A 14257-nucleotide genomic window follows, 5' to 3' on the forward strand; every position below is an offset into this window, starting at 1 on the left:
CGAATGCTAGCATGTTCGCACTTTGTTCTCAATCCCGAAAGCCGCCATTCAGCGCGACAGGATCATCCGGCCGTCAGAAAACTGGATGTTGGAAAAACGGTGCAGGTAATCCATGCCCAGCAGGGACTGGTCCAGATCTCCTCCGTTGATCCATGCCGCAACATTTCGGTCCGTGATGGGCCCCAACGCCAGGCTGTCGAGGCGCACAGGCGCAGTCTGGACCACCCCATTTGCGGTCGAGGCACGCCCGTGAAAGGTCAGCTGACCGGTATCGAATCCGACGCGCTCCGCGTCCTGCGGACTCAGCACGATCTGGCTGGCCCCGGTATCCACCAGGAATGTCACCGGTTTGCCATTCACCAGCATCGGCAAGTAGTAGTGCCCGTCGAACGAGCGGGGTACTTCGATCACATCTCCGGTCACGGACATCTGCGGAGATACGCCAACGGTCGAGCGGATGTCGCCCCAAAGGCCGACAACGGCAATGATCCCGATGAAGATGAAGACCCAGGCCATAGCCATCTGCAGGGTCTTCCCCAACGACTGCCGATTGTGAGTGAAGAACCACATCAGCAGTGCGGCTCCCAGCAGAACCAGATAGGCCAACCGTCCAAAATCGTTACCATCCATGCGGGCACCCGAAACCTTCTTTCATAAGGTCAATATGGGGTTTCAGGACGCGAACCCAAAGGCCTTGAGCCCGTCAAGAATGAACTGAACCGACAGCGCGGCCAGCAACATGCCCAGAAGGCGGGTCAGTACGGTCAGGCCGGTCTTGCCCAGAATGCGCGCGATCAGGCCGCTGGACAAGAAGAACAGCAATACAACCGCCATCACGGCAAGCATCACGCCGACAGCGGCAGCGATGCCCTGAATGCCGGGGTGCTCACCGGCCAGAAGGATGATCGTTGCGATCGATCCGGGCCCGGCCACCAGCGGAATGGCCAGCGGAAAGACCGAGGGGTCAGGGTGCTCTTCTTCTTCCGCTCGGTCCTCGCGCCGCTTGTTGCGCCGCTCGAACAGCATGTCGAGCGCGGTCAGAAACAGCAATGCGCCGCCAGCGACCTTGAAAGCCTCCATCGAGATGCCGACAAAGCCGAGAACCGCCTCTCCGAAAGCGGCGAAGGCGATAAGGATGCCCGAAGCGGTCAGGCACGTGCGGTAGGCGACGCGGCGACGGGTGGCCGGGTCCATTCCTTGTGTCAGCGCGACGAAGATCGGTGCGGTGCCAAAGGGATCGATCACAACGAACAGGGTTGTGAACGCGGTTATGAAGAATGCCATTTCGATCATGCGGCGGCCTCTGCGCTTTCCAGCCGCTCGGCGGCGGCGACCCACAGCGCCTCGGCGCGGGACATGGCCTCGACCACCTCGGCGAATTTTCGGTTCCAGGTTTCCAGATCAGCGATCCGGTCATCTTCGTACAAGGCCGGGTCGGACAATTTGGCCGAGAGCTTTTCGTGCATGTCCGTCAATTTCTCCAGCCGTTCCTCGCATTTCCGCAGGTCGGCCCGTAGCGCGAGAATGGTATCGCGAGAGGCGCGTTTGGGTTTGGCGGCCGGTTTTTCCCGGGCCGGTGGTTTGTCGCGCGCCAGCAGCATCTGGCGATAGGCTTCCAGGTCGCCGTCAAAGGGTTTGACCGTGCCGTCCGAGACCAACCACAGCCGATCGGCCACCAGCCCCAGCAGGTGCATGTCGTGGCTGACCAGAACCACAGCACCAGAATAGGCGGTCAGCGCCTCGACCAAGGCCTCGCGGCTTTCGATGTCCAGATGGTTGGTCGGCTCGTCGAGGATCAGCATGTGCGGCGCGTCGATCGTGGCGATCAGCAGCGACAGGCGCGCCTTCTGCCCGCCCGACAGACGGCCCACCTCGGTTTCGGCCTGGTCCGCGCCCAGCCCGAACCCGGCCAGACGCGCGCGCAACTGGGCCGGGGTCTCGGTCGGGCGCAGGCGCCGCAGGTGATCCAGCGGTGTTTCGTCCACATGCAGCTCATCCACCTGATGCTGGGCGAAATACCCGATGCGCAGCTTGCTGCTGCGGGTCATCTTGCCCGCTATCAGGGGCAGCCGGTCCGACAGCAGTTTGGACAGCGTTGACTTGCCCTGACCATTCTTCCCCAACAGCGCGATCCGGTCGTCCTGATCGATGCGCAGGTTCAGACGGCGCAGCACCTCGGTGTCGCCATAGCCGGTGACGCCGCCCTCGATCTGAATGATCGGCGGCGACAGCTCCTCGGGCTCGGGGAACGAGAAGGCGCGCAAGGCGGCCTCCTGCGGGGTCGAGATCAACTGGATCCGTTCGATCATCTTCAGCCGCGATTGGGCCTGAACGGCCTTGGACGCCTTGTAGCGGAACCGGTCAACGAAGCTCTGCAAATGGGCGATGCGGGCCTTGGCCTTGGCGTTTTCGGCCTCGGCCTGGGCCAAACGTTCGGCGCGGCGTTCGGCGAACTTGTCATAAGGGACCGCGTAATAGGTCAGCTGGCGGTCTTCCAGATGCAGGATCGAGCCGACCGCCCGGTTCAGCAGGCCCCGGTCGTGGCTGATGACGATGACCGTATGCGGATATTTCGCCAGATAGCTTTCCAGCCACAGCGCGCCTTCAAGGTCCAGATAGTTGGTCGGTTCGTCCAGCAGCAGCAGGTCGGGCTGCGAGAAAAGAACCGCCGCCAGAGCGACCCGCATCCGCCAGCCGCCCGAGAAATCGGAGCAGGGCCGCTGCTGATCTGCATCGTCAAAGCCCAACCCTTTGAGGATCGTAGCCGCTCGGGCTTCGGCCGACCAGGCGTCGATATCGGCCAGCCGGGTCTGAATCTCGGCAATCCGGTCGGGGTCTGTGGCCTGCTGCGCCTCGGCCATCAGGGCGCTGCGCTCGGTGTCGGCGGCCAGGACCGTGTCGATCAGCGACACGTTTGACGAGGGCACCTCTTGTGACACACCGCCGATCCGCGCGCGTCGGGGCAGGGTGATGCTGCCCGATTCCAGCGCCAGCTCGCCCCGGATCAGGCGGAACAGAGTGGTCTTGCCGGTACCGTTGCGGCCGACCAGACCCACCTTGTGGCCTTCGGGAATGGTGGCGCTGGCGCCCTCGAACAGAGGGCGGCCTTCGACCGAATAGGTGATGTTCTCGATCCGTAGCATGGGCCGCTCTTAGCAGAGCGATACTGGCACCGCCAGACGCAAGCCATGTGCAAACCACATGCGCTGTGCTAGCGCTTTTGCAGATGAACGAAATTCGGATGTTGAGATGCGGGCCGCACAAACTCCACCCTCTTTGGTGACCCTTGTCCTTGCGACCGGTCTGTCCGTGCTGTCGTTGAACATGTTCCTTCCGTCCCTTGCGAACATGGCGGTCGATTTTCGGGCGGATTATGCGCTGGTGAACCTGTCGATCGCAGCCTATCTGGCAGTGTCCGCCGTACTGCAACTGATCCTTGGGCCAATGTCCGACCGGTTCGGGCGCAGGCCGGTTCTTTTGACCTGCATGGCGGTCTTTGTGGCGGCGTCACTTGGCTGTGTTCTGGCGGAGTCGATCTGGACCTTTCTGGGGTTCCGTCTGATGCAGGCCGCCGTGGTCGGGGGCTCGGTGCTGTCTGCCGCGTCGATCCGCGACCAGTTTCCGCCCAACGAGGCCGCAAGCAAGCTGGGATATGTCGCCATGGCAATGGCTTTGGCGCCGATGCTGGGCCCGATGCTGGGTGGCACTTTGGACATGCTGTTCGGGTGGCGGGCCGGGTTCGTCTTTTACACGGTTGCAGGGGCGGCGCTGCTGACGCTGCTCTGGGCGGAGATGGGCGAGACCAACCACAACCGGTCCGCCACTTTTGCCGCGCAGATGCGCGAATACCCGCACCTGTTCCGTGCCCGGCGGTTCTGGGGCTACGCGTTGTGCGCGGCATTCTCGATCGGGGGGTTCTACAGTTTCATCACCGGGGCGCCCTTGGTGGCCGCCGCCTGGTTCGATCTGAGCCCCGCCACACTGGGCCTGGGGATCGGCATCATCACCGGCGGTTTCATGGTCGGCAATTTCGTAACGGGTCGGATCGCCGCGCGTACTCGGCTGACGACGATGATTCTGGCCGGGCGCATCATCGCCTCGGTCGGGCCGTTCTGCGGGCTGTTGCTGTTTTTAGGGGGGATGGGGTCGGTCTGGGTGTTTTTTGGATCAGCGATCTTTGTTGGTTTTGGAAACGGTTTGACGAACGCCAACGCGTCTGCGGGCGTCATGTCGGTTCGACCGCAACTGGCCGGCAGCGCAGCGGGCCTGTCGGGCGCTCTGATCGTCGCGCTCGGTGCGGTCATCACTTCGATCACCGGAGCTGCGGTCAGCCCCGAAAACGGCCCGTATCTGGTGCTGTCGATGATGGCAGGCAGCAGCTTTCTGGGCCTTTTGGCCGTTCTGTATGTCCGTTGGGTGGATGCACGGGACCCGCTTCCCGACGCAATCTGACGCCCAAAGGCGCGATCGCGCCATCATTCCACTTTTCACGGGCGAAATACCGTGTTAGGCGGCGCGCGATGAATTTCGCGCGGCCCAGCCCGCGCCGTCAGACCAAGGAGAGGCCCGATATGGCACTGGAACGCACTTTTTCGATCATCAAGCCCGATGCAACCCGCCGTAACCTGACCGGCAAGATCAACGCCAAGTTCGAGGAAGCCGGCCTGCGCATCGTCGCGCAGAAGCGCATCCACATGACCAAGGAACAAGCAGGCAAGTTCTACGAAGTTCATGCCGAGCGTCCGTTCTATGACGAACTGTGCGAGTTCATGTCGTCGGCACCGGTTGTCGTTCAGGTTCTGGAAGGCGAAAACGCCATTGCCAAGAACCGCGAAGTCATGGGTGCAACCAACCCCGCCGATGCAGCACCGGGCACCATCCGCGCCGAGTTCGCCGAGTCGGTCGGTGAGAACTCGGTTCACGGCTCGGACGCGCCGGAAACCGCAGCGGTTGAGATCGCATATTTCTTCTCGGGCATCGAACTGGTCGGCTAAGCCGCACCACGATACCTGTCGAGATTGCCGCGTCCGATTTCGGGCGCGGTTTTTTGTTGATCAGACGGATTTCAGATCGTCGGGGCCGACACGTACACCGATGGCATCCAGATCCGCGATGATCCGGGACGCCGGAGCCCGGTTCGTTGACGATTTCAAAGCATCGAACCTTGCGCGCAGGGCTTTCTTTTCTTCGCCCTTGCAATCGTTCCAGGGGCGGCCTTGCAAGCCCATGACCAACACGTAATAGCCGATGAAATGGGGCCGGGTTCCGGCCTGTATTAGCCGGGCATAGGCCGCATCGGCACCAAGCTCGCGCAACTCTTCGGCCGAGTGGATGCCCGCACGGGCACAGGCCTGCTCGAAAGCAGGTCCAAGATTGCGGATGGAAGACACAGGTTCGGGCATGTTTCTTTCTTAGCTTTGCCAGGGCGTGCTGTCACTGCCCGCCGGAACGTTGTGCGACGAATTCCGTTGCGCTAGGCATTGAGCGACGGGTCCGTGCAGGAGGGGGAAGGAATTGACAAGCGACATCAGCAATCTGGACCTGATAAACCCGCCCGAGGGCTTCATCGACAATCCCTTCCCGTTTTATGATGCGCTGCTGTCTTCGGCGCCGGTTCTGGCGCAGCCCGATGGCTCGGTTCTATTGTCGCGGCACGCTGATCTGGACCGGATCTATCGGGACACGACCCTGTATTCGTCCGACAAAAAGGCCGTGCTCGGACCAAAGTTCGGTCCGGGATCACCATTGTTCGAGCATCACACCACCTCGCTGGTGTTCTCGGATCCGCCATTGCACACGCGGGTTCGCAAAATCATGACTTCGGCCCTGACCCCGCGCGCCATCGCCCGGATGGAGCCCGGTTTGATCCAGACCGTCGATCGTTTGCTGGATCGCCTGGAAGACAAGCGGCAAGTGGATCTGATCGAAGACTATGCCGCCACCATCCCGATCCAGATCATCGGAAACCTTCTGGACGTACCGGTGGACGAGCGCGAACCGCTGCGCGACTGGTCCCTGGCCATTCTTGGGGCGCTCGAACCGGCACTGAGCGCCAAGCAACTCGAGGACGGCCATGCGGCCGTTCGGGACTTCAAGGAGTATCTGGCCGATCTGGTGGCACGGCGCAGGGCCGCGCCCGGCGACCCCGAAACCGACGTCCTGACGCGGTTGATCCGCGGTGAAGGGGCCGACGAAAAGTTGAGTGAAATCGAGTTGCTTCAGAATTGCATCTTCATTCTGAATGCGGGTCATGAAACCACGACGAACCTGATCGGAAACGGGTTGGCCCTGCTGCATGGCCACCCGGAGCAGCGTCAGCGGCTTATGGATGATCCAAGCCTGATCAATACGGCGGTCGAAGAGGTTTTGCGGTTCCGTTCACCCAACCAGTTCGGCAACCGGGAAACGACGGCTGACGTCGTGATTGACGGGCGTTCGATTGCCAAGGGCACCAACCTTCATCTGTGCATCGCCGCTGCAAACAGGGACCCGGTTGTGTTCCCAGACCCGGGCCGGTTCGACATTTCGCGCAAACCGAACCGTCACCTTGCCTTTGCCGGTGGGCCGCACGTTTGCGCAGGTCTTACACTTGCGCGCCTTGAAGGGCGGGTCGCCCTGTCGCGGTTCGTGACACGGTTCCCAGATTTCCAACTGTCCGATGAACGTGTCAGAGGTGGGCGTATGCGGTTCCGCGGATACGCTTTCTTGCCTGCGAACCTTTGATCGGCAAAAACGTGGGGCGTTAACCTAGGGTTTTTGCGCCAGCTTCAGAACTGCCTTCAGCCCGGGATCCGCATTCTGGGCACTGAAGCCCCCGCCATGCATGCGGGTGATGGCCGCCACCAAAGCCAGTCCGAGGCCTGAGTTTCGGTCCGATCGCGCGGGATCGAGCGTGACGAAGGGCAGTTGAAGCTGCGACAGCATCTCGGCCGGCACGCCCGGGCCGCGGTCGCGGACACTCAGCAGGGCAAACGGGCCGTCTTCGCGCAGTTCTATGGAAATTGCAGTTCCTTGAGGGGCATAGCGCATGGCGTTTTCCAGAAGGTTCGAAAGGGCCTGCGACAGCAAAGGGCGGTGCCCCATGATCGGAGCCGCCCGACCCGTGACCTCGAGGCGCACATCCTTGTCGGCCGCGACCGGTTCGTACAACTCCACGGCATCGTTGACCAAGCGCTCAAGGTCCACAGGTTCAAACTGCTCCCGCCCCAACCCCGCCTCGGCGCGTGAGATCTCGGTCAGCTGTCCGAGAACCCGCAACACGTGATCGATTTCGGCCGTTGCCCGGGCGATGTCGACCTCACGATCCAAGTCGCTTTTGCCCGGCTCGGCCAAGGCGACCACCCGCTGCTTCAACCGGGACAGAGGTGACCGCAGATCATGCGCGATCGAATTTGACGTGGTGCGCAAGTTGCTGACCAACTCTTCGATCCGGTCCAGCATGTTGTTCAGCGTACCTGCCATCTGGTCGAACTCGTCGCCGGTACCACGCTGTGGCATTCGTTGGGACAGGTCGCCGGACACGATGGTTTCTGCGGTGTCGGCGATATCCTTCAGCCGCGAAAACACCAGACGGGTCAAAAGCCAACCGGTCAGAATGCTCAGCGCAAGGGCCGCGCCCAAGGCCAGCGCCACCGAATGAAACAGCACCCGGTCGAACTGCTGACGGGCGAGGGCGTCGCGGCCCACCAACAGCCTTTCGCCGCCGGGCAGCAAGATCGATGCGGCGGAGATCGGGACCAGCTGATCCGTCTCGGTTCTGCGCAGTTCCAGATCCACCCACCCACTGCCAGCGGCGATGCCTTCGGGCCATCGCTTGAGGTTGCCGGCCAAGGTTTTTCCCGAGCGGTCAGCCAACAGATAAAGCGCATCACGCTCGGACGCGGTCGGAAGCCGGCGTTCGATGGCCACCATCAGACCGACCAGCCCCAGACGTTCGTACTCGTCCGCCAGCCCGGTCAGTTCGGCGGACACGACAGATCTGGTTTCGCCTTCGATCGTCCGGTTGGCGGTGATATAGACCAGCAACAATACGGCCGCAGTCAGCAATGTGCTGAGCACCATGCTGGCCAGCACCAGCCGCGTCCGTGAGTCCTTGAACGACAAAGGCGACTTAACCATCAGAAACCATGTAACCGGCCCCGCGCACGGTTTCGATCAGCGGTGGTTCACCACCTTCATCCAATTGCCGACGCAGTTTGGAGATGTGAACGTCGACGACGTTTGTGTTCGGGTCGAAATGGTAGTCCCAGACACCTTCGAGAAGCATCGTCCTCGACACCACCCGGTTTTTCCGCCGAAGGAAGAATTCCAGAATCTGGAACTCTCTGGGCGTCAGGGTGATCTCGCGACCGTTGCGTGTGACCTTTCGGGTCAGCAGATCCATTTCAAGGTCGCGGCATTTGAGGGTCGGGGTTTCCTCGGATTCCTGAGGTCGGCGCAACAGGGCTTCGATCCGGGCATGAAGTTCCTGAAATGAGAAGGGCTTGACCAGATAGTCGTCGGCACCCGCATGCAGCCCTTTCACCCGCTCGTCCACGGCGCTCATGGCTGTCAGCATCAGAACCGGCGTCTTGACCCCGGCGGCGCGCATCGACTTGATCAGGGCCAGACCATCCAGCCCGGGCAGCATCCTGTCCAGAACGACCGCGTCAAATCCGCCGTCGGTCGCGTGGTACAAACCTTCGCGGCCGTCCTCGGCGCATTCGACGACATAACCTTCCTCGCCAAATCCCTTGGCGATGAAGTCCCGCGTGTCTTCATCATCCTCAACGATCAACAGACGTCTGCTCATGGTCGGATTTCCTTTCACTCAGGATATAATCACGTATGGACAGGTAAAAAAACTGCCGGGTGCGAAATCCGCACCCGGCAATCCCGACAGCACGTGGACAAATCGTGTCCGCCAGGAGATGCGCGCACCGGATATCCCCATCATGCGGTGCGCGCGGGACGCAGGTCAGGCGATCTCGACGGCGACGAAGATCTGATTGCCGCCGCGGTTGATCAGCATCAGCGCCGGATCGGTCTTCTGATCTTCGAGCGCGGATTTGAGCGCCTCGGGTGTTTCCACATCCTGGTTGCCCAGCTTCACGATCACGTCGCCCTGCCGCAGACCGGCCTTGGCCGCCGGGCTGTCCGGCTTGAGCGAAGTGACGACCACGCCGTGCACGTTCTCGGGAACTCCGATCTGCGCACGAGTCGCTTCGGACAGCGGTGCTACGGTGACACCCAGCGTCTTGCCCGCCACCGCGTCATCGGTCGGTTCCGCGTTTGCCGCCATCTGGGCCGAATGCTGCCCGAGCGTGACGTTCAGGGTTTCTTCCTTGCCATTGCGCAGGACGGTGACCTTGCTGTCGGTTCCGACGGCTGTGGTGCCAACAAGGACCGGCAGTTCACTGCTCGAGTCGACCTGTTCGCCATTGAAGGCGATGATCACGTCGCCCAGTTGCAGCACGCCTTGAGCGGGGCTGTCCGGCAGAACCTCGGACACCAGTGCGCCGACAGTGCCATCGACACCCATCGCTGCTGCCAGCTCGGGGCTGATGTTCTGGATCGAGACACCCAGCCAGCCACGGCTGACCTGGCCATCGTCACGCAGGTCCGCAGCGATGTGTTCGACGATGTTCGAAGTCACGGCAAAGCCCAGTCCGACCGAACCGCCACTGGGCGAATAGATGGCCGAGTTCACCCCGACGACTTCGCCGTCCATGTTGAACAGGGGACCGCCCGAGTTGCCTTTGTTGATGGCCGCATCGGTCTGAATGAATTCAGCGTAGGGGCCTTCCGAGATATTGCGTCCCTTGGCGGACACGATGCCGGTCGTGACGGTCGAACTCAGGCCGAAGGGGTTGCCGATGGCGACCACGTCTTCGCCCACGCGGATGTCGTCGCTGTCCCCCAGCGGGACCGGCTGCAGGGCCTCATCCGCGTCGATCTTGAGCAGCGCGATATCGGTCAGGGGATCGGTCCCCACGACTTCAGCCTCGTACGAGCGATCATCGTTCAGGCGCACGGTGATCTTGCTGGCTTTGTCGACGACGTGGTGGTTGGTGATGATATAGCCATCTTCATCAAGTACGAACCCGGACCCCAAGCCCTGACTGGGGCCACGGCGCGGGGCGTCAAAGCCCTCGGGAATCCCGAAACGTTTGAAGAACTCACCAAAAGGCTGGCCTTCGAAATCGAACTCCTGGCCGCTCGCTGGCGACGGGGCTGCGTCGATCGAGGCAATGACGGTTACCACAGACGGTGAAACGGTCTCGACCAGATCCGCCAGGGCTTCGTCGGCCTGCGACGGAATAGCGGTCGCGGCCAGCAACGCCGCGCTCAGCGCGGTGGCGCCAAACAGCCCTGAGGTGCGAGGAAGAATAAGGGGGGATTTGCGGATGCTCATGTTGACTAGGTCTCCTTGGTTCGGCGCTTGTTGATGTGCGCTTTGCAGGGAACATGAGCCGTCAGTCTTTGCGTTTTCTGACTGATCAATTAATAAATCTTAATTTTGCCACATTGCAGGCGTCTGGTAGCGCTCGCAATCCCGGGAATCGGCCGTGGGAGTTGTCGGTCGAATCGGTGGATTGTTGCCGAAATGAGGGTCAAATTCGCAAAAGCATTGAATTGAATCAAATTTGTTAACAGTCCAGCAGCGGTTTTTGACCGAATTTTTAGGGACACTCACAGGTTGCGCCGCCGCCCTTTCAGAAGGTGGTATTTGTCTAATAGGTCTTTGCAAGAATGTCATTTTGATCGTTTAGCGCTAAATATTTCATGTCGTGGGTCAGAAATGGCAAAGCGCACGAACAACCTTGGGTAGATTTTCGTGACGCGCGTTGTTGCGGAAATACCATCACGAATCCGGCAAAATTAACCGATTCAACCAATTTTACGTTGTTTGCACTGAACTTATCGGTGACGATGAACGTGCCCAAGTGAAAGGGGGGCCTGACAGCATCAAGGGGGTGCTTGAAGGCAGATCTCAGTCACCGGAAGCGCTGAGCGGCATGTTAACGAGGGGGTCTTGTTTCGGTTCGGCAGCACATTGGTCTGATGTCTTGACGACATCCGGGCCGCGTTTTCGGGATTGGTGAAAGTGGTAGTCCTGTTTTGGGCAACCGGCCCGGTCGTTCTCGACCGGGCCGCGTTACTTTTGGGATCTTTTCTTTTTACGCCATTCGGCCCACGCTTGGGGCGTATCCAGATCCAGAATAGCGTTCTGACCCGGCAAAGGCTGTAGGTGCACCTGGTCCAGATGCGCGCGTACGATGGCTTGTGCGCCGCCATCTCCGGTCAAATGCGCCAGATCAGCAAAGAGACTTCGGTCGAAGATCACAGGATGCCCTGGTACGCCGTCCGAGGACGCTCCGCGCCAGATCAGCTTGTCAGGATGTTCGGTGACCGACCGGAGGACCGCGCGCAGGTCGTCTGATGTCAGCTCCGGCAGATCGGCCAGCAGGATCATCGCTGCCCGGGCTGATACCGGCAGCTGCGCGACGGCCCTGCGCAAACTGGCATTCATGCCTTCATTCGCATCGGGAACAGAAACGACCTCCAAGTCCATCCCGCTCAGGGCGGTGTATCGCGGGTGAGGCGCCGGCGGCAGGGCGACGATGACCGGCCCGACAGCTCGTGCGGTTTCAGCCGAGCGTCGGATCAGTGGTTGACCGTCGACAATTTGCATCAACTTGTCCACTCCGCCCATACGGCGAGAACTTCCGGCGGCCAGCAAGATGACAGGGATATCCTCCATGCCGGCCACCTTGCCGCCAACCGCAACGGCTGTCACCCCCGCATACGCGCACCGTCGGGGTCAAATAGTGGACTGGTCAGCACGCGCGCCTTGCGCATCTGGCCCAGAATTTCGATTTCAACTGCCAAGCCGTCGGCCGCCAGTCCCGTTGGCAGGAAGCCCATGGCGACTGATTTCTTTGCGAAATGCGAATACCCACCGGATGTACAAAACCCAACGACCGCGCCATCATGCCAGATGGGCTCGTAGGCGTTCACATCCGCGTCTTCGGCCTCGACCTCAAAGGCCACAAGCTTGCGGGCTGTTCCTTCAGCCCGCTCGGCCTCGGCGACAGCGCGCCCGATGAAATCGACGTTCTTGGAGAACGAGATGAAGCGGTCCAGCCCGGTTTCAGCGGCTGTGTAGTCGGGCGAGAACTCGCGCATCCACGAGCCGAAGAACTTGTCGAGCCGCAGGCTCATCATCGCGCGCATGCCGAAGGGCGTGATGCCGTGCGGTTGCCCAGCCTGCCACAGGGTCCACCAGAGTTGGCGCTGCGCCATCGGATCGCAGTAAATCTCGAACCCCAGATCGCCGGTATAGCTGACCCGCTGCACGATGCAGTCGGTCATGCCGACGACCATCCGGCGCACGTCCATGAAGTGCATGTCGCTGACATCGGCGCGTGTGCAGGCGGCCAGAACCTCGCGTGCCTTGGGGCCTGCGATCTGGAAGCCGTTGCGGCGGTCAGAGATGTTTTCAACGGTTGCGCCGTCTTCCGGATGCTGCCGGAACCAGCGCATGTGGAAGTTTTGTGCGCCGTAGGAGGCGGTAAGCTGGAACTCTTCCTCGCCCAGGCAGGACACGGTGAAATCCCCGATCAGCTTGCCCTTGGGCGACAGCATCGGGGTCAGCGACAGGCGGCGCGGCTTGGGAATGCGCCCGGCCATGATCCGATCCAGCCAGTCGCGGGCGCGGGGGCCTTTCACGAGGTATTTGCCGAAATTGTGGACCTCGTTGATGCCGACGCCTTCGCGCACGGCGCGCACTTCGCGGCCCGTTGCCTCGAAGGCGTCCGAGCGGCGGAAGGACGGGGTTTCATAGCCCGGCTCGCCCTCCTGCGCAAAATAGTTCGGAACCTCGAGCCCATATTGCTGGCCCCAGACCGCACCCAGATCGCTGAAGATGTCATACATCGGCGTGGTGCGGTTGGGCCGCGCGGCGGGCAGTTCCTCGTTGGGGTAGGCGACGCTGAAGCGCTTCTGATAGTTCTCGACCACCTTGGGGCGGGTGTAGCCGGGGGTGATCCAGTCGCCGAACCGGGCCACGTCCATGGCGAAGACGTCGCGCTCGGGCTCGCCCTCGATCATCCATTGCGCCAGCGTCAGGCCGACCCCGCCGCCCTGGCTGAACCCGGCCATCACGCCGCAGGCCGACCAGTAGTTGCGCACACCCGGCACCGGCCCGACCAGCGGGTTGCCGTCGGGGGCAAAGGTGAAGGGGCCGTGGATCACCGATTTCACGCCCGCTTCGGCCAGTACCGGGAAGCGGCGATAGGCGAACTCGATCGAGTCGGTGATCTTGTCGAAATCGTCGGGCAGCAGCTCGTGCCCGAACTCCCACGGTGTGCCGTCCACGGCCCAGGGTTTGCAGGGCTGTTCGTAGAAGCCGATACAGAGCCCGCGCCCTTCTTGCCGCAGATAGCTTTCCCCGGCCGGGTCCATGACGTGCGGATGCTCGCCGCCCGCGTCGATGATCGCCTCGATTTCGGGGATGGTATCGGTGACCAGGTATTGGTGTTCCATCGGGTGCAGAGGGAAGTAGATGCCCGCCATCGCGCCCACCTCGCGCGCCCAGAGGCCGCCGGCGTTGACGATATGCTCGGCATGGATCGTGCCCTTGTCGGTGACCACGTCCCAAGTGCCGTCGGGGCGCTGGTTGGTTTCACGCACCATGCAGTGGGTCTCGATCGTGGCGCCGCCCATCCGCGCGGCCTTGGCATAGGCGTGGGTCGTGCCCGAGGGGTCGAGGTGCCCGTCCAGAGGGTCATAGAGCGCGCCGATGATGCCGTCGGTGTTGGTGACGGGGGCGATCTTTTTGATCTCGTCGGGGCCGACGATTTCGGTCTCCAGCCCCATGAAGCGATGCTTGGCGCGTTCGGCCAGCAGCATGTCGAACCGGTCCTGGTTGTCGGCTAGCGTGATGCCGCCCACATGGTGCAGCCCGCAGGACATGCCGGTGATCTCTTCCAACTCCTTGTAAAGCCGGATGGTATAGCCCTGCAGCGCGGCCATGTTGGTGTCGCCGTTCAGCGTGTGGAACCCGCCCGCCGCGTGCCAGGTCGATCCGCTGGTCAGTTCCGACCGTTCCAGCAGCATCACATCCGACCAGCCCAGCTTGGTCAGGTGATACAGCACCGAACACCCGACAACTCCACCGCCGATCACGGCAACCTGACACGTGGTTTTCATCCGCACCTCCTTGCGTCTGGCCCGAAGGTGCAGGGGTGCCGCGCCGGTATCTGTCACGAAAACG

At 61.8% G+C, this 14257-nt stretch carries 12 protein-coding genes; 3 read left to right on the forward strand and 9 right to left on the reverse strand.

The window, feature by feature from the left end:
- Positions 1-48 precede the first annotated feature (48 nt).
- Genes ACR0MM_RS01300 through ACR0MM_RS01310 form a run of 3 tightly spaced genes read right to left on the reverse strand, consistent with a single transcriptional unit; the run spans position 49 to position 3143 of the window.
- The gene (locus ACR0MM_RS01300) at positions 49-630 is read right to left on the reverse strand and encodes a retropepsin-like aspartic protease family protein (RefSeq protein ID WP_170338984.1); all 582 of its coding nucleotides are present in this window, start codon (positions 628-630) and stop codon (positions 49-51) included.
- 42 nt (positions 631-672) lie between these two features.
- Entirely contained in the window at positions 673-1293 is a 621-nt protein-coding gene (locus tag ACR0MM_RS01305) for a MarC family protein (RefSeq protein WP_093961850.1), read from the reverse strand.
- Positions 1290-3143, reverse strand: coding sequence for an ABC-F family ATP-binding cassette domain-containing protein (locus tag ACR0MM_RS01310; protein WP_480693995.1), 1854 nt, complete (start codon positions 3141-3143; stop codon positions 1290-1292). The genes ACR0MM_RS01305 and ACR0MM_RS01310 overlap by 4 nt, the downstream gene beginning before the upstream one ends.
- Before the next feature lie 106 nt (positions 3144-3249).
- Here ACR0MM_RS01310 and ACR0MM_RS01315 point away from each other — a divergent pair, with 106 nt between their 5' ends.
- Together ACR0MM_RS01315 and ndk are read left to right on the forward strand one after the other, a co-directional pair.
- On the forward strand, positions 3250-4452 hold the full coding sequence (locus tag ACR0MM_RS01315) for a multidrug effflux MFS transporter (protein WP_170433045.1): 1203 nt from the start codon (positions 3250-3252) through the stop codon (positions 4450-4452).
- Positions 4453-4571: 119 nt separating this feature from the next.
- Complete coding sequence (ndk, locus tag ACR0MM_RS01320) at positions 4572-4994, forward strand: nucleoside-diphosphate kinase (RefSeq protein WP_027237357.1); 423 nt, start codon at positions 4572-4574, stop codon at positions 4992-4994.
- Between the two features lie 60 nt (positions 4995-5054).
- Here the strand turns inward: ndk and ACR0MM_RS01325 are convergent, their stop codons facing one another.
- Positions 5055-5402 carry a TfoX/Sxy family protein gene (locus tag ACR0MM_RS01325; RefSeq protein WP_093961853.1) on the reverse strand — a complete coding sequence of 116 codons (348 nt, stop codon included), beginning with the start codon at positions 5400-5402 and terminating at the stop codon, positions 5055-5057.
- Positions 5403-5514: 112 nt separating this feature from the next.
- On the opposite strand from ACR0MM_RS01325, the gene ACR0MM_RS01330 reads away from it, so the two are divergent.
- Positions 5515-6723, forward strand: coding sequence for a cytochrome P450 (locus ACR0MM_RS01330; protein WP_480693997.1), 1209 nt, complete (start codon positions 5515-5517; stop codon positions 6721-6723).
- A gap of 24 nt (positions 6724-6747) precedes the next feature.
- Here the strand turns inward: ACR0MM_RS01330 and ACR0MM_RS01335 are convergent, their stop codons facing one another.
- From ACR0MM_RS01335 to ACR0MM_RS01355, 5 genes are all read right to left on the reverse strand, one after another.
- Positions 6748-8118, reverse strand: coding sequence for a sensor histidine kinase (locus ACR0MM_RS01335; protein WP_170338977.1), 1371 nt, complete (start codon positions 8116-8118; stop codon positions 6748-6750).
- Entirely contained in the window at positions 8111-8791 is a 681-nt protein-coding gene (locus tag ACR0MM_RS01340) for a response regulator transcription factor (RefSeq protein ID WP_093961855.1), read from the reverse strand. The genes ACR0MM_RS01335 and ACR0MM_RS01340 overlap by 8 nt, the downstream gene beginning before the upstream one ends.
- Before the next feature lie 165 nt (positions 8792-8956).
- On the reverse strand, positions 8957-10393 hold the full coding sequence (locus ACR0MM_RS01345; RefSeq protein ID WP_480693999.1) for a DegQ family serine endoprotease: 1437 nt from the start codon (positions 10391-10393) through the stop codon (positions 8957-8959).
- A 744-nt stretch (positions 10394-11137) separates the two neighbouring features.
- Complete coding sequence (locus ACR0MM_RS01350; RefSeq protein WP_480694002.1) at positions 11138-11743, reverse strand: nucleotidyltransferase family protein; 606 nt, start codon at positions 11741-11743, stop codon at positions 11138-11140.
- Positions 11744-11775: 32 nt separating this feature from the next.
- The gene (locus ACR0MM_RS01355) at positions 11776-14193 is read right to left on the reverse strand and encodes a GcvT family protein (RefSeq protein WP_480694004.1); all 2418 of its coding nucleotides are present in this window, start codon (positions 14191-14193) and stop codon (positions 11776-11778) included.
- Positions 14194-14257: the final 64 nt, after the last annotated feature.

It is taken from the genome of Ruegeria sp. BC6, from assembly GCF_056539185.1.

What these genes read in the sequence shown, in the direction of transcription:
- ACR0MM_RS01300 (WP_170338984.1), bottom strand. Translation starts at nt 630, where the DNA reads ATGGATGGTAACGATTTTGGACGGTTGGCCTATCTGGTTCTGCTGGGA.
- ACR0MM_RS01305 (WP_093961850.1), bottom strand. Translation starts at nt 1,293, where the DNA reads ATGATCGAAATGGCATTCTTCATAACCGCGTTCACAACCCTGTTCGTT.
- ACR0MM_RS01310 (WP_480693995.1), bottom strand. Translation starts at nt 3,143, where the DNA reads ATGCTACGGATCGAGAACATCACCTATTCGGTCGAAGGCCGCCCTCTG.
- ACR0MM_RS01315 (WP_170433045.1), top strand. Translation starts at nt 3,250, where the DNA reads ATGCGGGCCGCACAAACTCCACCCTCTTTGGTGACCCTTGTCCTTGCG.
- ndk (WP_027237357.1), top strand. Translation starts at nt 4,572, where the DNA reads ATGGCACTGGAACGCACTTTTTCGATCATCAAGCCCGATGCAACCCGC.
- ACR0MM_RS01325 (WP_093961853.1), bottom strand. Translation starts at nt 5,402, where the DNA reads ATGCCCGAACCTGTGTCTTCCATCCGCAATCTTGGACCTGCTTTCGAG.
- ACR0MM_RS01335 (WP_170338977.1), bottom strand. Translation starts at nt 8,118, where the DNA reads ATGGTTAAGTCGCCTTTGTCGTTCAAGGACTCACGGACGCGGCTGGTG.
- ACR0MM_RS01340 (WP_093961855.1), bottom strand. Translation starts at nt 8,791, where the DNA reads ATGAGCAGACGTCTGTTGATCGTTGAGGATGATGAAGACACGCGGGAC.
- ACR0MM_RS01345 (WP_480693999.1), bottom strand. Translation starts at nt 10,393, where the DNA reads ATGAGCATCCGCAAATCCCCCCTTATTCTTCCTCGCACCTCAGGGCTG.
- ACR0MM_RS01350 (WP_480694002.1), bottom strand. Translation starts at nt 11,743, where the DNA reads ATGGAGGATATCCCTGTCATCTTGCTGGCCGCCGGAAGTTCTCGCCGT.
- ACR0MM_RS01355 (WP_480694004.1), bottom strand. Translation starts at nt 14,193, where the DNA reads ATGAAAACCACGTGTCAGGTTGCCGTGATCGGCGGTGGAGTTGTCGGG.